Source organism: Sphingomonas sp. 8AM (assembly GCF_902506455.1).
Taxonomy (GTDB): domain Bacteria; phylum Pseudomonadota; class Alphaproteobacteria; order Sphingomonadales; family Sphingomonadaceae; genus Sphingomonas.
Map to the genome: position 1 here is coordinate 138,496 of NZ_LR733844.1, position 18,781 is coordinate 157,276.

Consider the following 18,781-nt stretch of genomic DNA (forward strand, 5'->3'; position numbering starts at 1 on the left):
CGCCGCATTTTTCGTTTTTCATTCGCTAGGAACTGGTCATGGCAAAGCCGACCACCGTCAAGATCAAGCTCGTCAGCTCGGCCGACACCGGCTTCTTCTACGTCACCAAGAAGAACCCGCGCACCAAGACCGAGAAGCTCAGCTTCAACAAGTACGATCCCGTCGTGCGCAAGCACGTCGAGTTCAAGGAAGCCAAGATCAAGTGATCGAACGAATCGCGTAGCGATCGTCCGATCATCCCGGCGTCGGCCGGGATCGCGGGCCGTACGCGATTCGCCTCTTGCTTGCTTCTCGGAAGCCGCCCGCGCCCCGCGCTGGCGGCTTTTCCGCGTAGCGCGTCAGGCCTGGTCCACAGCTACCGAGCCCCCCTTTACCGACATCCCGGACTTGATCCGGGATCCCGCTTTTACTTCGGCTGCCGAAGAAGCGGAGCCCCGGATCAAGTCCGGGGCGACGAACCGGGGGCTGCCGATCAAGCAAATGGCCGATCGACCGTAAAAAACGGAATGTCGGTCGGCTCTAGGTCAGCTCGGTCACGGCGGCCATGAAGCGCGCCAGCGTGATCGGCTTCGACACATAAGCGTCCGCGCCCGCAGCGCGCAGCCGTTCCTCATCCTCGCGCCCGGCATAAGCGGTCACCGCCATCACCGGAATGTGGCGCAGCGCCGCATCGGCCTTCAGCTGCAACAGCAGCTCGTACCCGGTGACATGCGGCATCTGGATGTCCATGACGACCAGATCGGGCGCAAAGGCGCGCGCGCGCTCCACCGCCTCGCGCCCGTCGCGCACCGGCTCCACGACGAAGCCATGCGCCCGCAACAGGTCGCTGAACAGCTTCAGATTGAGTTCGTTGTCCTCGACAACGAGCACCCTTTTTGCCACGCGACGACCACTCCCAACAGGGCGACGATAGATAATGGTGCGCAACGACACAAATCCGGACGATGCCGTGGCACGCGCGCTCGATGCCTTGACCTTTGTCCTTAACGATCCGTTACGCGCCGGTCGATTTCTCGACACAACGGGGCTTACACCCGACAACCTGCGGGAATGCCTTACAGATCCATCCGTGCTCGCCGCGGCGCTCACGTTTCTTGAAGCCCATGAGCCCGACCTGATCGCCTGCGCCGAATCGACGGGGCACCGCCCCGAATCGCTCGTCGCGGCGCGCCACGCGCTGGAGCAGGCGCGATGACCCGGCCGCTGCTGATCTCCGATTGCGACGAGGTGCTGCTGCACATGGTCCGGCATTTCGCCGACTGGCTGGGCGATGTGCACGAGGTCGATTTCACGATCGGCACGTGGGAGCTCGCCAAGAGCATGAAGCGCCGCGGCAGCGACGAACCGATGACGCGCGAGGAGATGTTCGGCTATCTCGGCGGCTTCTTCCCCGACGAAATGCACCGCCAGACGCTGGTGCCCGGCGCCAGCGAGGCGCTGGCGATGCTCGCGGAGCGTGCCGACATCGTGATCCTCACCAATCTCGAGGATCATTGCCGCACGCACCGCATCGAGCAGCTCGCCGGGCACGGCATCGCGCATCGCGTCGAATGCAATCAGGGCGGCAAGGGCGCACCGGTCGCGCGGCTGGTCGCCGAATATGGCGACCCGGTCACGGTGTTCGTCGACGACCTGCCGCATCATCACGAATCGGTCGCGGAACACGCGCCCGGCGTGTGGCGGCTGCACATGGTGTCGGAGCCGCAGCTCGCCCCCGGGGTCCCGCCCTCGCCGCATGCCCACGCGCGTATCGACGACTGGGCGACCGCGCAGGACTGGATCGCGGCGCGCTTCGACGAAGGCGTACCGGCGGAGGCTTGACCGCGGCGGGGCGCAGGCGGCAAGCAGCGCGCATGACCGACCGCATCGATCGCGCTCTCGAAGAGCTGGGCCTCACGCTGCCGCAGGCGGCCGCTCCCGTCGCCGCCTATGTCCCCGTCGTCGAGGCGGGCGGGTTGCTCTACATCTCGGGCCAGTTGCCGTTCATGGACGGCGTGGTGGTGACCGGACGGCTCGGCGACGGCGTGTCGCTGGAGGACGGGCAGGACGCGGCGCAGCGCTGCGCGCTGATGCTCGTCGCGCAGATCAAGGCGCATTGCGGCAACCTCAGCCGCGTGACCCGCATCGTGAAGCTGGGCGTGTTCGTCAACTCGACCGCCGACTTCACCGACCAGCCGAAGGTCGCGAACGGCGCGTCGGAACTGATGGCCAAGCTGTTCGGCGACGCGGGCAAGCACGCACGCTCGGCAGTCGGCGTCGCGGCGCTGCCGCTCGGCGCCGCGGTCGAGATCGACGCGATCGTGGAAGTCGCCTCCGCCCTTTGATCGCGGCGTCCGCGATCCTATCTCGCGCGCGATGACCTCGCTTACCGCGCGCCTGGTGCCCGGCGTATCCGCCATCCCCGCCGAGCAATGGGATGCGTGCGCCGGCACCGCTAATCCGTTCGTCGGGCACGCCTTTCTGGCGGCGCTTGAGGCATCGGGCAGCGTGGGCGGGCGCAGCGGCTGGCAACCGGTGCCGATCGTCGTCGAGGGCGACGACGGCGCACCAATCGCGATCGCGCCGGCCTATGCCAAGGGGCACAGCCAGGGCGAATATGTCTTCGACCACGGCTGGGCGGATGCGTGGGAGCGCGCCGGAGGCCGCTATTACCCGAAGCTGCAGGTCGCCGCGCCCTTCACTCCCGTGCCCGGACCTCGCCTCCTGCTGCGCGACCCCGATGCCGCGGCGGCGCTGATCGGCGCGATCGAGGCGGTGGTGGCACAGCACGAATTGTCCTCGGCGCATGCAACCTTCGTTACCCCCGAGCAACTGCCGCTCTTCGCCGCGGCGGGCTGGCTGGTGCGCGAGGGAACGCAGTTCCACTGGCAGAACCATGGCTATGCGACGTTCGACGACTTCCTCGCCGCGCTCGCCAGCCGCAAGCGCAAGGCGATCCGCAAGGAGCGCGCCGCCGCGGTCGAGGGGCTGACGATCCGCCACCTGACCGGGGCGGCGATCGGCGAACGCGAGTGGGACGCGTTCTGGCGTTTCTATCAGGACACCGGCAGCCGGAAATGGGGGCAACCGTATCTGACGCGCGGCTTCTTCCCGTTGCTTGGCGAAGCGCTGGGCGAGCGCGTGCTGCTGATCCTTGCCGAGCGCGATGGGGTGCCGATCGCGGGCGCGCTCAACCTGATCGGCGACGATGCGCTGTACGGCCGTTACTGGGGCGCGACCGAGGAGGTCCCGTTCCTCCACTTCGAGCTGTGCTATTATCAGGCGATCGACGCCGCGATCGAACGCGGGCTGGCGCGGGTCGAGGCCGGCGCGCAGGGCGAGCACAAACTGGCGCGCGGCTACGTGCCGGTATCGACCTGGTCGGCGCACTATATTCCCGACCCGAACTTCCGCCGCGCGGTCAGCGATTTTCTCGAACAGGAGCGGGTCGCGGTAGAAGGGGAACAGGCGTTTCTGGGTGAGTTGACGCCGTTCAGGCGCGGCTAGCGCGCCTGCTCGACCCGCAATCGCTCCAGCCGCTCTTCCTCGCGCTCGCGCCGTTCGCGCAGCGCTTCCAGCCGCTCACGCCGTCGCTTGATCCGCTCGATCAGCCAGCGCGGCACGCCCAGTTCCTCGTCGCTCGCCTCGGGCACGACCGCGTCATGGTCGATGCGGAACAGCACCGAATTGCTGGTCGGCGAGCGCCAGATCGGTACCAGCCCGACCGTAAACCGCGGATTGTAGACCGGCGGACGAATCAGCCACACATAATCGAACGCCTCGCGCGGGAAGCGGGCGAGCGCGTAATTGGCCGGCCGCCACCATTCCGCCGGGCATTTCACCGAGGTCACGATCTGCGTCGGATCGTGCGCATAGGGACCGGCGGCGGTGTAGCGCGAGGTCAGCAGCTGCGCCCCCGCCATCGACCATTGGTCATCGGTGTACGCCAGCCGCCGCACCAGCGCGATCGCGGGCAGATGCTCCAGCCGCGACATCCGCCACGCATTGTGGCAATTGTGCCCGACGAAGCTGATCAGCCGCGCGCCGACCGGGACGTGCGGCAGCGCCGCCAGCTCCTCGTCGTAATCGCGGTCGAACTCGAGATAGCTGATCGTCGTCCCCACCAGCCGCACGACGAAGAAGGCCAGCCCCAACGCCGCCAGCACCGCGGCATGGCGGAAGGTGGTACCGGGCTTGGGCCGGATCGCGATCACCGCCACCGCGATCATGTACGGCGCCATCCGCATGTCGGCATAGGCCGAGCCGAACACGATCCGCGGCAGCACGATATAGACCGCCAGCATGAAGAGCGCCGACAGCCCCAGATGCCGCGAATAGCCGATCCGCGGATCACGCAGCGCCTTGAACAGCACGAGGTAGATCACGGCCATGCTGCCGATATCGAACCACAGCCAGCGGTCGCGCAGCGCCATCACGATCCACGCGATCTTGGTGCGCCAGTAGAAGAAGTCGGCGGTCTGCCCGGTGACGTCAGCGCCCGATCGCCACGCGATCATCAGCAGCATTGGCAGCGCGAGCGGCGCGCAGCCGAGCCCGGCGCGGATCAGGCTTTCGAGCCAATGCCCGCTGCCCGCGTCCTTACGCTGGTCATGCTGGCGGATCAGCTCGCTGGAAAAGGCCAGCACGCCCAGCACGCCCCAGCCGAACGTGTGCACCACCCACAACACGCACGACAGCGGCACGAACAGCGCGACGCGCAGCCAGATCCGCCCAAGCCGCGCCAGCCGCAGCCACAAGGCGAACAGGCACAGCGCCAGCCCCATCGACAGCGCGAAGTTCACGAACCCGAACTGCACCGGATAGCCGTAGGCGAGCGGCAGCGCGAACAGCGCGGTCGCGGGGATGCGCCCATGCACTTCGCGCGCGATCCACAGCAACCCGGCGACGGTGAGCACCGGGATCGCGATCACGATCAGCTTGACCGCCGTCTCCAGCCCGACCAGCGGCGCCAGCGGCTCGATCAGCAAATCGACACCGAGATTGCCGATCAGCGCCCATTTAAAGGAATACCAGTCCGCCAGCCACGGATGCGCCCCGCGGTCGAGCTGGACGCGGTAGCGCCCCATGTGACCGGGCAGGTCGACGATCGGGGGGATGTCGGGCCAGAGCAGCGGGATCGCCGCCGCCAGCACCGCCGCGATCACGAACCATCGCGTCTGCCACCAGTGAAGCCGGTCGTCCTGCATCGACGCGCGTTAGCGGGCGGAGCGGCCTTCCCGCAAGGGGTGGATGACGCGCCAGACCAGCGCGGGGCCGCGCACGGGTACCGGACGCAGCCACTGGAAGCGCTCTCCACGTTCGAGCCGCGCCCACAGTCCGTCGGGCGCGCGATCGCGATAAGCGACCATCTCCTGCATCCCCGGACAGACCGCGAGATAATCGGCGTGTGCGGCATGGATCGCGATGCGCGCGGCCGCCGGCGCGGCGCTGAAGCCGGTGATGACGCGCGCGATCGCCGGGGCGGCACGATGATAGCCACCCGCCACCGCGCGATGCGGTGTGTCGAGCAGCAGCGCCGGGGTCAGGTCGATTGGCGCGAACACGACGCCGGGCGGAAGCGTGGCGAGCACGCGCATGTCGCGATTGTCGCTACACGGCGGGCGATGGCTGAGCTGGGTCGTCGCCGCACCGTGAAGCGGTACGGCGTTGAGCGCGGTGGCGGCTAGCGTGCCCGGCGCCGCGAGCGTCAGCGTGGCGAGCGTCGCAGCAACCCGCGGCACTTGCTTGCGGATCGCACGGGCGCGGGTCAGCAGCTGGGTCAGCCACACCGCCGCGGCAGGCGCGGCAAGCGCATTGGCGGTCGCGCCGGCCCGGCTGACCGCAAGCGCGGTCAACGTCGTGGCGAGCAGCAGCAGCGCGACCATCGCCCAGCGCGCACGCGCCTCACCCGAAGCGTCATGCCACGCGATCGCCGCCCCGATCAGCCCGGCAAGCGGCAACGCCATCGTCGCCGCGGCCCAGACCGGCTGTTGCTCCCAGACCGGGCGGCCTTCCAGCACGCCGAGATACCAGACCTGGTAGACGAGCGGCGGCAACGTCCCGAACGGCCCGGCCAGACACGCCGGGGCGAGCAGCACCAACGTCCCCGCCGCCGCCGCCGCGGTCACACCGAGCGCCGACAGCCGGGTGACCGGGCCATGTCGCTCGACCGCCGCTGCCACCGCCACGCCGGTCGCCGCGATCGCGAGCACTGCCAGCCATGCCGGGGCCATCGCATCGCAGGCGGGAAGCCAGAACCCCGGCCCGCGGGTCAGGGCATGGAAAAGGATCGCCGCACCGGCGAGCGTCAGCATTGCCGTCCGCAGCATCGCACCGCGCCGCGGCTGGACGATCCATGCCAGCGCGGCGACGCCGGTGATCGCGGCGGCGACCGGCAGCCCTTCGAGCGAGATCGTCAGCAAGGTCGCGAGCGACAGGCCGGTCAGCAGGCCACTGCGCACGCGCGCCCGCGCGATCAGCCCGCGCGTCGCGGCGAGCGCCAGCACGCTCTGCCAGCCATGATGATCGATGCGCAGCGGCGACATCTGGAAGGTGAGCGGGATCGCCAGCCCGGCCATCAGCATCGCCGGGATCACCAGCGCGTCGCCGCCCAGCCGTCGCGCGATCGACGCGACCAGCGCCAGCGCTGCGAGCAACGTCAGCAGCGGCACCGCTACCACCGCAACATGCTCCGCAACCGCCCCGCCGAGCAGCGGGCGCAGCAGCACGATCACCGCCGCGAGCGGCAGGTCGACCAGCCGCGACCAGTGCATCGGGAAATCGCCGCCGTTCAGCCGATGCTGCGCGACATCGAACCAGCTTTGCCCCGCCAGCCAGTCACGCACCTCGAGCAAGCGCATCGAGTCGTCGGCGTCGGGCAGCACCCGCGCGACGATCGTGCTCCAGCCCGCGACCAGCAGCACCAGCGCCGCCAGCGCCCAGCCGCCGAGCACGACCGCGGCATGACGGCGGTCGGGGGACAGCTTACGCCGCCTTCAGCGCGGTCGGTACCTGCCGCAGGCTGGCGAGCGCCGCTGCTTCGCCCTCGTTGCCGCTCTCGTGATATTCGGCGTCCTCGTTGACCGCCCACACGTCATAGACGCGTGCACCGGCCTGGATGTTGCGGACCGTCAGCATCGCGGTCATCATCGCATGATCCTGATTGTTGTAGCGATGCATCCCGTTGCGTCCGACGCAGTGCAGCGTCGCATAGCGGCCCTCGATCTCGCGGCGGAGCATGTCGACGTTCTGCGCATAATCCTCGTCATAGACGGGATAGGCTTTTTCCTGCCGCACCACGACGCCGCCGGTCACCTGCGCCGCATCACAAAGCCCCAGCGTCGCCATCTCGGCGGTCGCCAGCGCGATCAGCTGCTGGTCACTCGACGTCCACAGCCCGTCGCCCTCGAAGCAGAAATATTCGAGCCCGACGCAGGCGATCGCAGGATCGGGGACCATCTCGGGCGACCACGAACGGAAGTTCTGGATACGGCCGACCTTCACCTTCGGATCGTGGATGTAGATCCAGTTGTCCGGGAACAGCTCGGGCGAACGGATCATCAGCGCGACGGTCAGGAAGTCGCGATATTTGAGGTTCGACGCCTCGGGCAACGAGGCCGGAAGCGGATGGATGCGGCTGGCGAGTTCGCGCATCGGCGCGGAAGAAATGACGTGCGCGGCGTTAAGCGCGACGAGGCCGTCGGCACCGTTGGCAGTGACGGTCCAGCGCCCGGTCGTCTCGCTGAGCCGCAACTGGTGAAGCGCATGGCCCATCAGCACCTGCCCGCCACGCTCGACGATCCGGTCGCGCGCCGCATCCCACATCATCCCCGGCCCGAGCCGCGGATAACGGAAACTCTCCAGCAGCGTCTTGGCTTGCCCGACGCCGTCGTTGGGACGGCGATTGAGCCCCAGCGACCGCTTCACGCCGTCGACCACCGCGCCCCATAGCGACAGCCCCTTGATCCGCTGCGCCGCCCAGTCCGCACTCATCCGGTCGCACGGCATTCCCCACACCTTCTCGGTATAGGTCTTGAAGAAGATCGAATAGAGCTTCCGTCCGAAGGCGTTGACGGTCCAGTCCTCGAAGCTTTTCACCTCGCGCTTCGGCCACAGCCTCGCCTTTGCGAAGCTCGCCATGCACAAGGCCGATCGAACCAGCCCAAGGTTGCCCAGTGCCTCGAACGCGCGCAGCGGATAGCTGTAGAACTTGCCCTCGTAATAGATGCGGCTCATCCGCGGGCGCTCGATGAGATCGTCGGGCAGCAGCTCGTTCCAGAGGTCGACGACCTCCTTCGAGCGCGAGAAGAAGCGGTGACCACCAATGTCGAAGCGGAACCCTTGATGCTCGACGGTGCGGCTGATCCCGCCGACGTAGCGCGCGTCCTTCTCAAGGATCGCGACCGAATAGCCAACCTTGGTCAGCAGATAGCCCGCGGTCAGCCCGGCAGGTCCCGCGCCGATGATCGCTACGTCGACCGTAGTGCCTGACTTCGCCATCCCGCCCGTTCCGCTTTCAGTGGATGAGGACGCAATGAAGGAAAGTGGTTGAGGCGGGGTTAACGCCGGATGGTGGCACAGCCCGGCGCTCCTGTTCTATAGCCCGCCGGATGCGTGCTTTTCTTTCCCCCGTGCTGGCCCTTGCGGCCGCGGTCCCGCTGACGCTCCCCACGGCGGCGGTGGCGCAGAGCACCACTTTCGATCTGGCCGGCCCGACGCTCACGATGCGCGTGACGCGCGGCGACGTGACGCTGCCCGCCGGGCAGGTGCCGGGCATCCGCGCCGGCGACAGACTGGAGGTGCGCGCCGACCTGCCCGCCGATCAATCGGCGCGTTATGTGCTGGTCGTCGCCTTCCTGCGCGGCGCGACCAACCCGCCGCCCAAGGACTGGTTCTTCAAGGCCGAGACCTGGGACAAGAACCCGAAGAAATCGGGACTGAGCATCACCGTGCCCGAGGGCGCCGGGCAGGCGATCGCTTTCATGGCCCCCGAAACCGGCGGCGGCTACAATGCGCTGGTCAAGGCGGTGCGCGGGCGGCCGGGCGTGTTCGTCCGCGCTGCGCAGGACCTGTTCCAGGCGTCGCTCGATCGCGCCCGGCTCGAGACGTTCGTCAACGGTGTCGCACGAATCGAGGAGACCGCGCCCGAGCGGCTGGTGCCGGTGTCGACCGCACTGGCGGGCACGCTGGCGATCAAGCTCAACGGCGATTGCCTGACCCGCGCGCGCTCCTTGCAGGCGTCATGCCTGACGCAGAATCGCGATGGCATGGTGCTACAGACCGGCGGCGGGACGACGCTGGCCGAAGTGCTGGGCGGCACCACCACGCAATTCGCCTACAGCCTTGCCGCCACCAAGGAGGGCGGCGCGGGGATCTATAGCCCGTACATCTCGCTGGCGCGCGACTTCGCGCGGCTGTTCGGCGTGTTCCGCAGCGCGAGCTATCAATATGCCCCCGCGCTGGCGGTCGGGTCGGGCGAGCGGCTGCGGTTGCAGCTCAACAGCCCGCCGTCGTTCCAGAACCCGCAGACCGTACTGGTCGCGCCGCTCCCCCCGATCGGCAGCAGCGCGCCGCCCCCGCTGCGCGCCGCCGCCAGGGATTTGGTATGCCTCGCGCAACCCGGGCTGGTGCTCAAGCTGGACGACGCACCGCTGCTGTTCGCGACCGATTATGCGCGCGACCTGCGGCTGAAGCTGGGGTTGCAGGACGGGCGCAGCGTCGAACTGCCCTTGTCGGCCGATGCCGAGCGCGGCGGGCTCGTCGTCGCCGATGCGCAGAAGGTCGGGCAGACCGGCATCAGCGACGCGGCGCTGGTCGGGCGCTGGGGCTTCGACACCTTCACCGGCCCGCGCTACCCGGTCCAAAATGGCGCGCCGGGCGCGTGGCAGCCCAGGCCCGACGACGCGGTGGTGGTCGGCCGCGACGCCCCGCTGACGCTGCAAGGCGGCGCATCGTCGTGCGTCGAGCAGGTGGCGTTGCGCGACCGCGGCGGCGCGACCAAGCCGGTCGAGTGGAAGGCGAGTGCGGGGGACGAGATCACCGCGACGCTGCCGCTCGCGCGCACCCGCCCCGGCGAGCTGACCTTGCTGGTCGCGCAATACGGTGGCGCGCAGCCGGCGCAGCTCACGCTCAAGGGACAGACCGAGGCGAGCCGACTGGAGGGCTTCACGCTCTACACCGGCGACAAGGAAGGCCGGCTGGTCGGCGCACGGCTCGATCAGGTTGCGAAACTGGAGGTCGCCGGCGTGACCTTCGCCGCCAGCGCGCTGACCCGCGATCCGGGCGGCGGCGACCGGCTCGCGTTGACCACCGACGCGAACACCGAGACGCTGGCGCAGGGTGCGAGCGACGCGAAGGTGACGCTGAAGGACGGGCGCACCACGACGGTGCGGGCGACGATCACCCCGCCGCGCCCGCGGCTGGAGCTGGTCGGTGCCCATGTCGACGCGCCCGCCGTGGCGGCGAAGGTGCCGCTGACGTTACCCGCCGGGCTGCTCGCGCCCGATGCGACGCTGACATTCTCGGTGCGCGCGGTCGGCACGCGGCTGACCAACGACGACGCGGTCGAGGTCGCGACCGCCGACGACGAGGCGACGACCAGGCTGACCGTTGCCTCGGGCAAGCTGCAATCACTGGGCGGCGACGTGGCGGTCGGCACGTTCGCGCCGCGGCAGGCGTTGGGCGCGGCGGCAGTCGGCGCGCTCAGGATGCGGCTGGTACAGGGCGAGACGCTCGGCGAATGGCAGCCGCTGGCGCGCGTTGTCCGCCTGCCCGCGCTGACGAAGGTCGCGTGCACCGACAAGGCGTGCACGATCGAGGGCGACGACCTGTTCCTGATCGCCGGCGTCGCCGCGACACCGGACGGCGCCAATGCGCAGCCGGTGCCGGTCGGCTTCGTCGCCACGTCGCTGTCGGTGCCGCGCCCCGCTGGCGACGCGCTGTACCTGAAACTGCACGACGCACCCGACGATCTGGTGAAGGTCGCGATTGCGCCGGGGCGGAAGGAATAGCGCCCGCCACCCCTTCCGCGGTCCGCCTTAGAAGGTGACGCCGATCCCGCCGCTGACGGTTTCGCCGCTGTCCTTGCCGGTGAAGGCGCCGGCGCGATTCTCGGTGTTCCAGTGGATCAGGTTGAACTGCATCCGGATGACGCTGTCGAGGTACCAGTTCACGCCCGCAGTCACCGCCGAGCCCTTGCCCGCGGTCGGCACGCCCGAGAAATCGAGATTCTCGTAGCGGGTGAGCAGTTCGATCGCGCCCGGCCCGCCATCGAAAACGGGACGCAGCACGCGCGGCTGCGCGAAGGTGCCAAGCCGCGGATTGTACGGCGGCAGATCGCCGGTCAGGAACCAGCCACCCGACACACTCCACGCCTTGGTTAGCAGATCGTCGCGCCCGCCGCTCAGCCGCGCATGACGCTCACCCGCCTCGCCCATCACCCACAGCGGGCCGGCATAGCCGCCGACTTCGGCGCCATAGCCGGTCGTCCCAGTGCCGCCGGTCAGCGTGCCGGTCGATACGCGCAACAGGCTGTTGAAGCGCCCGCCGATCACGGTGTTGCGGGTCAGTGCGCCCGGCCCGTTCGCCAGCTTCTCGTCGAAGCCCCACAGGCCGAGGTGGACCATCGAGCGATCGGTCTTCAGTGGATTCCAGTGCGCGCGCGCCAGCACCGTGCGGCTGTCCGACACCGCCTGGCTTGCATCGACATTGTCGCCGCTCAGCGTGATCGAGGCGTGGCCGCTCTTCCAGAAGATCCGCGGCATCAGCGCGATGCCGTAGAAGCCGCGCTGCGGGATGATCGAGGTCGCGACGACGTTACGCTCAAGGAACGGCGGCGCATCCGACCCGCTCGACCCTTCGAAGCTGCGGTCGTTGAACATGTTGCCGAAGCGGACGTCGTAGGAAATCTGCCCGACGTCGTTACGCCAGCCGACGAACATCGTGCCGACATCAGAGACGTTGTCGGCGAAGTCGTTCTCGAACTGGTAGAAGAAGTGCGTACCAATCGCGCCCTCGATCCCGATGCGCAGCGCACGCGCGCCGGTGGTCGTGATGTTGCGCGCGTCATACTTCGAGCCGAACGTCGAGCTGACATGGTTGATGATGCGGCCGCGCATCTTGAACGTGTACTTGCCGTCGGCCGAATGGAAGATCGGCAGGCCGCCGCGCCACTCCGTGGTGACGCCCGACGGGTTCATCGCTGCGGCCCGCGCCTGCGCGACCGTCTGCTCGGCGGGGCTCGGCGGGATGATCTGCGGCGCGAACGAGACGGTTTCGCTGTCGTGACCGACGGTCGAGGCCGGCGCGACCCGCTGCGGCGCGGCCGACGGCGTCGAGGCGGCCATCACCGGCGCAGCGGCGGGCGCCTTGTTCTCGACTGCCTCGAGCCGCGCACGCAACGCGGCGATCTCACTGGCCTGCGCGCGGAGCAGCGCAAGGATCTCGGCCTGATCGCCCTGCTGGTTCTTGGCGAGCGCCGGCGTGGCAAGCAGGAGGGCGGAAACAGAGGCGCCCGCGCAGAGAAGACGTTTCATAGACCAGGCCTGTTGGGGTGAGGCACCGGAAGACATCGCGGCGTCGATCGGCGCGCGGCATCGATCCGGGAAGCGGTCACCACCGCCCTGCCCGTCCCTGCAACGACCGATCCTGACCGGCGACCCCCAAGGCCCCACCGAATTTCGGGACCCCCTGTATAGGAAAGCGAGGTTAATTAGTGGCTAAGCGGAAACTTACAGCAACGATACAGCATCGTCGGGGGCGCGGTGACGTCGCCTGCCATCAACGATGCAGACCATTGGCCCGGTAGAAATCCGACACAGCAGTTCTTGGCGCCAGCCGCACCTTCGGCAGCTGAATGCTCGCGAACATGCCACGGTAGCGACGGCGATTTGATCGTGTGGCGACCATGATGTGGCGAATCATGTCCCACTTCACACTGTCCCGCCCACCTTCGAGCGCGCCATGCCGCTCATGGTCGAACCAGCAGCGTCGAACATATCGGTACAGGCCGACCGACGTCGCGACATCGAGCAGGATGAACCCTGTCGCGCGATCGAGGCGCCGGGGAAGCAGCAAGCTGTAATTGCCCTCGATGACCCATTCCGCCGCCGTGATCGCCGCATCGTGAAGGGCGGCGAACTCGCGCTGCGGTCGCGGCTGCCAGTCGGTGTCGGGCAGATGATGGAGTTGATCGAGATGCACGACGGGCAGGCCCCGCGCGCGGGCGATCGCCTGCGCCAGCGTCGACTTCCCGCTGTTCGACGGGCCCATGATGCAGATGCGTTCGCCCAGCGCGTCCAGCCGCATCGACAGCGTCCCTGAAAGCGACAGTGCCGGGCTGCGACGCCCGGCACCTCCCTTGCCTTACCGATCCCGCCGTCCCAGCAACCGCAGCCGCAGCGCGTTAAGCTTGATGAAGCCCGCCGCGTCGCGCTGGTCGTACGCGCCCTGATCGTCCTCGAAGGTGACAACCTTCTCCGAATAGAGCGAGTTCGGCGACTTGCGCCCCGTCACGTGGCACGCGCCCTTGTAGAGCTTGAGCCGGACGGTTCCGGCGACCTTCTCCTGCGAATGGTCGACCGCGGCCTGCAACATCTCGCGCTCGGGCGAAAACCAGAAGCCGTTGTAGACCAGCTCGGCATAGCGCGGCGCGAGTTCGTCCTTGAGGTGCGCGGCACCGCGGTCGAGCGTCAGCTGCTCGATCGCACGGTGCGCCAGCGCGTAGATCGTCCCGCCCGGCGTCTCGTACATGCCGCGGCTCTTCATGCCGACGAAGCGGTTCTCGACCAGATCGAGCCGCCCGATCCCATGCTTGCGCCCCAGCTCGTTGAGCCTGGCGAGCAGCGACGCGGGGCTCAGCGCCTCGCCGTTGACCGCCACGCCGTCGCCACGCTCGAAATCGATCGTGATCGTCTCCGCCTGATCGGGGGCGTCCTCCGGGCTGACGGTGCGCGAGAAGACATATTCCGGGACCTCGTCCCACGGATCCTCGAGCACCTTGCCCTCCGACGAGGTGTGGAGCAGGTTCGCGTCGGTCGAGAACGGCGCTTCGCCGCGCTTGTCCTTGCTGACCGGGATCTGGTGCGATTCGGCGAATTCGATCAGCCGGGTGCGGCTGGTCAGGTCCCACTCACGCCACGGCGCGATCACCTTGATGTCCGGGTTGAGCGCATAATAGCCCAGCTCGAAGCGGACCTGATCGTTGCCCTTGCCGGTCGCGCCGTGGCTGACCGCATCGGCGTTGACCAGCTTGGCGATCTCGATCTGGCGCTTGGCGATCAGCGGGCGCGCGATCGAGGTGCCGAGCAGATACAGCCCCTCGTACAGCGCGTTGGCGCGCATCATCGGAAAGACGTAGTCCCTGACGAACTCTTCGCGCAGGTCGTCGATGAAGATATGCTCGGGCTTGATGCCCATCAGCTCGGCCTTGGCGCGCGCCGGCTCCAGTTCCTCGCCCTGCCCCAGATCGGCGGTAAAGGTGACGACCTCGCAGCCATATTCGGTCTGGAGCCATTTCAGGATCACGCTGGTGTCCAGCCCTCCCGAATAGGCAAGTACGACGCGCTTGATCTGATCGGTCATGGGCAAGGCTCCTTCTTGCGCGGGCCGCTACGCGCTCGCGCGTGCGAGGGCAACCGTCTTGCCGCAGTCCGCCGACCCGTTCAGCGCGGGTAAAAGCGCGCCGCGGCAGGCGGGCGGAATGAAGCATCATGTCACCCTTGCCGCCGCGCTCGTCGCCCTGCTGTCGCTCCCGGCGCTGACCGTCACCGCGTTGGCGCAGGAGACGCGTGCCTCCGCCACCGCCAAGCTCGACAAGGAGTTCGCCGCGTCGGACGCCAACAAGGACGGCTTCCTCTCGCCCGCCGAGAACGAGGCCCGGATGGGCAAGATGAAGGTCGGGCCGGGCAAGACGCTCGACCCCACCCACACCAAGCGCATCGCGGCGCTGTTCCTCGCGCGCGCCGACACCAACAAGGACGGCAAGGTCAGCAAGGCCGAGTCGGCGGCGCTGATGGGCGCGGTGTTCAACGCCTATGACAAGAACGGCGACGGCAAGGTCGACGGCACCGAAGCCGCCCGTGCCCGCGCCGCGGCGAAGGGGGCAGCGCAGGGCAAGGCGACACCGAAGCGGTAGGTCCGTCCCTTCCGCCATTGCTTCGCTCCGCTCGCAATGACGGCCGAACTCACCCCTCCCGCAATCGCCGCTCTTCCTCGTACATGTAATCGCGCGTCAGCGGCAGCGCGAGGCGGTCGCGGCTGAACTGGATCTGGTAGTTGACCAGCGGACCGTTGGTGAACGACACGATCGCGCCGGCCAGATAATAGGTCCACATCCGGAAAAAGCGTTCGTCATATAGCGCGACGATCTGGTCGTGCGCCGCCACCGTCCGCACATACCAGTCGCGCAGCGTCATCGCATAGTGCATCCGCAGCACCTCGATATCGGTGACGAACCAGCGGATATATTCGTTGGCTTTCAGCACTTCCGACAGCGCCGGGATATAGCCGCCGGGGAAGATGTACTTGTCGGTGAACTTGTCGGTGAAGTTCGGTCCGTCGCCGCGCCCGATCGTGTGGAGCAGCATCACCCCCTCGGGCGTCAGCAGGTCACGGCATTTGTTCAGGTACGTGCGGAAGTTGCGCAGTCCGACATGCTCGAACATGCCGACCGAGACGATCCGGTCGAACGGCCCCTCCAGCGCGCGATAGTCGATCAGCTCGAACCGCACCTTGTCGGCGACCCCGGCCTCCTCGGCACGGCGCTGCGCGACCTTGAGCTGCTCCTCCGACAGCGTGATCCCCAGGACCTCGGCACCGGTCTTGGCATGGATATACAGCGCCATCCCGCCCCAGCCGCAGCCGATGTCGAGCACGCGCATCCCCGGCTTGATCGCCAGCTTGGCGACGATATGCGCCTTCTTGTCGGCCTGCGCCTGCTCCAGCGGATTGGCCGGATCGGTGTAATAGGCGCAGCTGTACTGTTTATCGACATCGAGGAAGAGGTCGTACAGCCGGTCAGACAGGTCGTAATGATGCGCGACGTTGCGCTTGGATTGCAGCGCCTTGTTCGCGGTCAGGAAGCGGTGACGGATCTGCCCGCCGAGTCGCCGCAGCGGGCTCGCGGCGAGCTTGTTGCTGCCATTCTCCCAACGGCTGTTGCTGGTGGCGAGCATCAGCAGGTCGAGGATGTCACCTTCCTCGACGATCAGCCGCCCGTCCATGAACGCCTCGGCGACGCCCAGAGCGGGATCGGCTGCGATCTCGCGATAGACCTTCGTATCGGTGATGCGGAACGACACCGGCTTCAGCGCGGGATCGTCCTGCCCGAACGTCGAGACCGATCCGTCGGGCTTGGTGAGGGTGAGGCGGCCGCGGTGAATGGCGCGGCGGAGGAAAACGTCGATCAATGCCATGACCGCCTGCTAAACCCAGCATATGGCGATACGCAACCGGCGAGGCATTGCGCGCGGGTAGCGCGGCATCTAGGCAGCCCCGATGCGCTACGTCAGCACCCGCGGGAACGCGCCCGCGCTCGACTTCGCGGGCGTCACGCTCGCCGGCCTCGCCTCGGATGGCGGGCTGTACGTGCCTGAAAGCTGGCCGAGCTTGTCGCCGGACGAGATCGGCGCGCTCAAGGGCCTATCCTATGTCGACACCGCAGTGGTGGTGATGGCGCCGTTCGTCGCGGGCACGCTGACCCGCGAGGAACTGCGCGGACTGTGCGAAGCGGCCTATGGCGCGTTCAGCCACGACGCGGTGACGCCGCTGGTGCAGCTCGAGCATGACCAATGGCTGCTCGAGCTGTTCCACGGCCCGACGCTGGCGTTCAAGGACGTCGCGCTGCAATTGCTCGGACATCTCTTCGAGCGGTTCCTGAAGGGTACCGATCAGCATCTGACGATCGTCGGCGCAACCAGCGGCGACACCGGTTCGGCGGCGATCGACGCGGTGGCGGGGCGCGAAGGCGTCGACATCTTCATGCTTCACCCCGAAGGACGGGTAAGCGAGGTGCAGCGCCGCCAGATGACCACGGTCGGCGCCCCCAACGTCCATAACATCGCGATCCGCGGCGACTTCGACACCGCGCAGGCGCTGGTGAAGGCGATGTTCAACGACACCGGCTTCTCGACGCGCTTCCGCTTGTCGGCAGTCAATTCGATCAACTGGGCGCGGTTGATGGCGCAGGTCGTCTATTATTTCTACGCCGCGGTCCGGCTCGGCGCGCCCGCGAAGCCGGTCGCGTTCAGCGTCCCGACCGGCAATTTCGGCGATGTCTTCGCGGGCTATGTCGCAGCGAAGATGGGGCTGCCGATCGCGAAGCTGGTGGTGGCGACCAACGTCAACGACATCCTCGCACGTGCGCTGGCCAACGGCGATTATTCGAGCCGCACGGTCGTGCCGACCCCGACACCGTCGATGGACATTCAGGTGTCGAGCAATTTCGAGCGCTTGCTGTTCGATCTCGGCGGGCGCGATGGCGCCGCACTGGCCGAACAGATGCGCAGCTTCGAGGATGCCCGCAGCATCCGCCTGACCAATGCGCAGACGCAGGGCGCGAGCCCGCTGTTCGTCGGCGAGCGCGTCGATACCGATGAAATGACGCTGGCAATGCGTCACGCGCACGAACGCGCCGGCCAGATCGTCGACCCGCATACCGCGATCGCCCTGGCGGCGGCGCAGCGCCATGCCACCGAGGGCGTGCCGATGGTGACGCTGGCGACCGCGCATCCCGCGAAGTTCGGCGATGCGGTAGAGCGCGCCACCGGGGTCCGCCCCCCGCTGCCGCCGCGTGTCGGCGACCTGTTCGAGCGCGAGGAGCGCTTCGTGACGCTCGATGCCACCTACGAGGCGGTCAGCGGCTATGTCGCCGAGCATGCGGTTCCGCGCGACTGATGCACCTGTCGACTCTCATCGGCGAGCCATGGGCGGATTACGGGCTGGTCGACTCGGGGCACGGCCGCAAGCTCGAACGCTACGGCCGCTTCCGCTTCATCCGCCCCGAGCCGCAGGCGCTATGGGCCCCCGCCCACGCTGAGTGGCGCGCGCAGGGCGAGTTCGTGCCCGGCAGCGACGAGGACGGTGGCGGCCAATGGCATTTCGCCGAGCCGGTCCCGCGTGACGGCTGGCCGCTCGCGTGGAGCGAGGGCGATGCCCGCGTTCGCTTCACCGCGCAGACCACGCCGTTCCGCCACCTCGGCTTCTTTCCCGATATGGCGCCGGTCTGGTCGTGGATGCGCGGGCGGATCGCCGGCATGGCGGAGCCGGAGTGCCTGAACCTGTTCGGCTATACCGGGGTCGGTACGCTGGCGCTGTCGGCGGTCGGCGCGAAGATGGTGCATGTCGACGCCTCGAAAAAGTCGGTCGAGGCGGCGCGCGGCAACGCTTCGCTCTCCGGGCTGGCGGACGCGCCGGTGCGCTGGATCATCGACGACGCCGCCAAGTTCGTCGCGCGCGAGGTGCGGCGCGGACGGCGCTATGACGGCATCCTGCTCGATCCGCCCAAATACGGGCGCGGGCCGGACGGCGAGGTGTGGCGACTGGAAGAGCATTTGCCGGCGCTGATCGCCGATTGCCGGCGCTTGCTCGACGCCGAGTCGCGCTACCTGTTCCTGACCGTCTATGCGGTGCGGATGTCGGCGCTGGCGATCGGCGAGATGCTGCGGCAGGCGTTCGCGGACCTGCCCGGCACCGTCGAGGCGGGCGAACTGGCGGTACGCGAGGAAGCGCGCGGATTGGCGCTGCCGACCGCGATTTGGGCACGCTGGTCGCGGTAACGTCGTCATTGCGAGCGTAGCAAAGCAAT

17 protein-coding genes are annotated in these 18,781 nt (G+C 68.1%); 9 read left to right on the plus strand and 8 right to left on the minus strand.

Going from position 1 to position 18,781, the window contains the following annotated elements; genetic code table 11:
- Window positions 1-38 precede the first annotated feature (38 nt).
- Window positions 39-206, plus strand: coding sequence for a 50S ribosomal protein L33 (gene rpmG, locus BACI71_RS00725; protein WP_007407030.1), 168 nt, complete (start codon window positions 39-41; stop codon window positions 204-206).
- 313 nt (window positions 207-519) lie between these two features.
- Here the strand turns inward: rpmG and BACI71_RS00730 are convergent, their stop codons facing one another.
- A complete protein-coding gene (locus BACI71_RS00730; RefSeq protein WP_159753698.1) occupies window positions 520-882 on the minus strand; it encodes a response regulator in 363 nt (120 codons plus the stop codon).
- Window positions 883-916: 34 nt separating this feature from the next.
- Here BACI71_RS00730 and BACI71_RS00735 point away from each other — a divergent pair, with 34 nt between their 5' ends.
- The 4 genes from BACI71_RS00735 to BACI71_RS00750 are packed head-to-tail and all read left to right on the plus strand — an operon-like array spanning window position 917 to window position 3,486.
- A complete protein-coding gene (locus BACI71_RS00735) occupies window positions 917-1,195 on the plus strand; it encodes a DUF3572 domain-containing protein (protein WP_159753701.1) in 279 nt (92 codons plus the stop codon).
- Window positions 1,192-1,821, plus strand: a complete 630-nt coding sequence (locus tag BACI71_RS00740) for an HAD family hydrolase (protein WP_159753704.1) — start codon at window positions 1,192-1,194, stop codon at window positions 1,819-1,821. The genes BACI71_RS00735 and BACI71_RS00740 overlap by 4 nt, the downstream gene beginning before the upstream one ends.
- 32 nt (window positions 1,822-1,853) lie before the next feature.
- Window positions 1,854-2,324, plus strand: a complete 471-nt coding sequence (locus BACI71_RS00745) for a RidA family protein (protein WP_159753707.1) — start codon at window positions 1,854-1,856, stop codon at window positions 2,322-2,324.
- A gap of 31 nt (window positions 2,325-2,355) precedes the next feature.
- Window positions 2,356-3,486: a GNAT family N-acetyltransferase gene (locus tag BACI71_RS00750; RefSeq protein WP_159753710.1), complete on the plus strand. Its 1,131-nt coding sequence runs from the start codon at window positions 2,356-2,358 to the stop codon at window positions 3,484-3,486.
- Here BACI71_RS00750 and BACI71_RS00755 read toward each other — a convergent pair.
- Genes BACI71_RS00755 through BACI71_RS00765 form a run of 3 tightly spaced genes read right to left on the minus strand, consistent with a single transcriptional unit; the run spans window position 3,483 to window position 8,478 of the window.
- Window positions 3,483-5,186 carry a hypothetical protein gene (locus BACI71_RS00755; RefSeq protein ID WP_236552752.1) on the minus strand — a complete coding sequence of 568 codons (1,704 nt, stop codon included), beginning with the start codon at window positions 5,184-5,186 and terminating at the stop codon, window positions 3,483-3,485. The genes BACI71_RS00750 and BACI71_RS00755 overlap by 4 nt on opposite strands.
- 9 nt (window positions 5,187-5,195) lie before the next feature.
- Window positions 5,196-6,932 (minus strand): hypothetical protein, encoded by a 1,737-nt coding sequence (locus BACI71_RS00760; RefSeq protein WP_159753713.1) that lies wholly within the window; start codon window positions 6,930-6,932, stop codon window positions 5,196-5,198.
- Window positions 6,933-6,963: 31 nt separating this feature from the next.
- Complete coding sequence (locus BACI71_RS00765) at window positions 6,964-8,478, minus strand: NAD(P)/FAD-dependent oxidoreductase (RefSeq protein WP_159753716.1); 1,515 nt, start codon at window positions 8,476-8,478, stop codon at window positions 6,964-6,966.
- Between the two features lie 110 nt (window positions 8,479-8,588).
- On the opposite strand from BACI71_RS00765, the gene BACI71_RS00770 reads away from it, so the two are divergent.
- Window positions 8,589-10,988 (plus strand): hypothetical protein, encoded by a 2,400-nt coding sequence (locus BACI71_RS00770; protein ID WP_159753719.1) that lies wholly within the window; start codon window positions 8,589-8,591, stop codon window positions 10,986-10,988.
- Between the two features lie 27 nt (window positions 10,989-11,015).
- Here the strand turns inward: BACI71_RS00770 and BACI71_RS00775 are convergent, their stop codons facing one another.
- The 3 genes from BACI71_RS00775 to BACI71_RS00785 form a co-directional block, all read right to left on the minus strand.
- On the minus strand, window positions 11,016-12,512 hold the full coding sequence (locus BACI71_RS00775) for an OprO/OprP family phosphate-selective porin (protein ID WP_159753722.1): 1,497 nt from the start codon (window positions 12,510-12,512) through the stop codon (window positions 11,016-11,018).
- A gap of 244 nt (window positions 12,513-12,756) precedes the next feature.
- Window positions 12,757-13,284 (minus strand): AAA family ATPase, encoded by a 528-nt coding sequence (locus BACI71_RS00780; RefSeq protein ID WP_159753725.1) that lies wholly within the window; start codon window positions 13,282-13,284, stop codon window positions 12,757-12,759.
- A 57-nt stretch (window positions 13,285-13,341) separates the two neighbouring features.
- Window positions 13,342-14,559 (minus strand): argininosuccinate synthase, encoded by a 1,218-nt coding sequence (locus BACI71_RS00785; protein WP_159753728.1) that lies wholly within the window; start codon window positions 14,557-14,559, stop codon window positions 13,342-13,344.
- Between the two features lie 118 nt (window positions 14,560-14,677).
- Between BACI71_RS00785 and BACI71_RS00790 the strand changes: the two genes are divergently transcribed.
- Entirely contained in the window at window positions 14,678-15,112 is a 435-nt protein-coding gene (locus BACI71_RS00790) for an EF-hand domain-containing protein (RefSeq protein ID WP_159753731.1), read from the plus strand.
- Between the two features lie 49 nt (window positions 15,113-15,161).
- Here the strand turns inward: BACI71_RS00790 and BACI71_RS00795 are convergent, their stop codons facing one another.
- Window positions 15,162-16,391 carry an SAM-dependent methyltransferase gene (locus tag BACI71_RS00795; protein WP_159753734.1) on the minus strand — a complete coding sequence of 410 codons (1,230 nt, stop codon included), beginning with the start codon at window positions 16,389-16,391 and terminating at the stop codon, window positions 15,162-15,164.
- Window positions 16,392-16,473: 82 nt separating this feature from the next.
- Between BACI71_RS00795 and thrC the strand changes: the two genes are divergently transcribed.
- Entirely contained in the window at window positions 16,474-17,871 is a 1,398-nt protein-coding gene (gene thrC / locus BACI71_RS00800; RefSeq protein ID WP_159753737.1) for a threonine synthase, read from the plus strand.
- Window positions 17,871-18,752, plus strand: a complete 882-nt coding sequence (locus BACI71_RS00805; protein ID WP_159753740.1) for a class I SAM-dependent methyltransferase — start codon at window positions 17,871-17,873, stop codon at window positions 18,750-18,752. The genes thrC and BACI71_RS00805 overlap by 1 nt, the downstream gene beginning before the upstream one ends.
- Window positions 18,753-18,781 lie beyond the last annotated feature (29 nt).

Coding starts and splice junctions, on each gene's coding strand:
- BACI71_RS00795 (WP_159753734.1), bottom strand. CDS start 16,391: ATGGCATTGATCGACGTTTTCCTCCGCCGCGCCATTCACCGCGGCCGC.
- BACI71_RS00755 (WP_236552752.1), bottom strand. CDS start 5,186: ATGCAGGACGACCGGCTTCACTGGTGGCAGACGCGATGGTTCGTGATC.
- BACI71_RS00740 (WP_159753704.1), top strand. CDS start 1,192: ATGACCCGGCCGCTGCTGATCTCCGATTGCGACGAGGTGCTGCTGCAC.
- BACI71_RS00745 (WP_159753707.1), top strand. CDS start 1,854: ATGACCGACCGCATCGATCGCGCTCTCGAAGAGCTGGGCCTCACGCTG.
- BACI71_RS00785 (WP_159753728.1), bottom strand. CDS start 14,559: ATGACCGATCAGATCAAGCGCGTCGTACTTGCCTATTCGGGAGGGCTG.
- BACI71_RS00750 (WP_159753710.1), top strand. CDS start 2,356: ATGACCTCGCTTACCGCGCGCCTGGTGCCCGGCGTATCCGCCATCCCC.
- BACI71_RS00770 (WP_159753719.1), top strand. CDS start 8,589: ATGCGTGCTTTTCTTTCCCCCGTGCTGGCCCTTGCGGCCGCGGTCCCG.
- BACI71_RS00765 (WP_159753716.1), bottom strand. CDS start 8,478: ATGGCGAAGTCAGGCACTACGGTCGACGTAGCGATCATCGGCGCGGGA.
- BACI71_RS00735 (WP_159753701.1), top strand. CDS start 917: ATGGTGCGCAACGACACAAATCCGGACGATGCCGTGGCACGCGCGCTC.
- BACI71_RS00775 (WP_159753722.1), bottom strand. CDS start 12,512: ATGAAACGTCTTCTCTGCGCGGGCGCCTCTGTTTCCGCCCTCCTGCTT.
- BACI71_RS00790 (WP_159753731.1), top strand. CDS start 14,678: ATGAAGCATCATGTCACCCTTGCCGCCGCGCTCGTCGCCCTGCTGTCG.
- BACI71_RS00805 (WP_159753740.1), top strand. CDS start 17,871: ATGCACCTGTCGACTCTCATCGGCGAGCCATGGGCGGATTACGGGCTG.
- thrC (WP_159753737.1), top strand. CDS start 16,474: ATGCGCTACGTCAGCACCCGCGGGAACGCGCCCGCGCTCGACTTCGCG.
- BACI71_RS00780 (WP_159753725.1), bottom strand. CDS start 13,284: ATGCGGCTGGACGCGCTGGGCGAACGCATCTGCATCATGGGCCCGTCG.
- rpmG (WP_007407030.1), top strand. CDS start 39: ATGGCAAAGCCGACCACCGTCAAGATCAAGCTCGTCAGCTCGGCCGAC.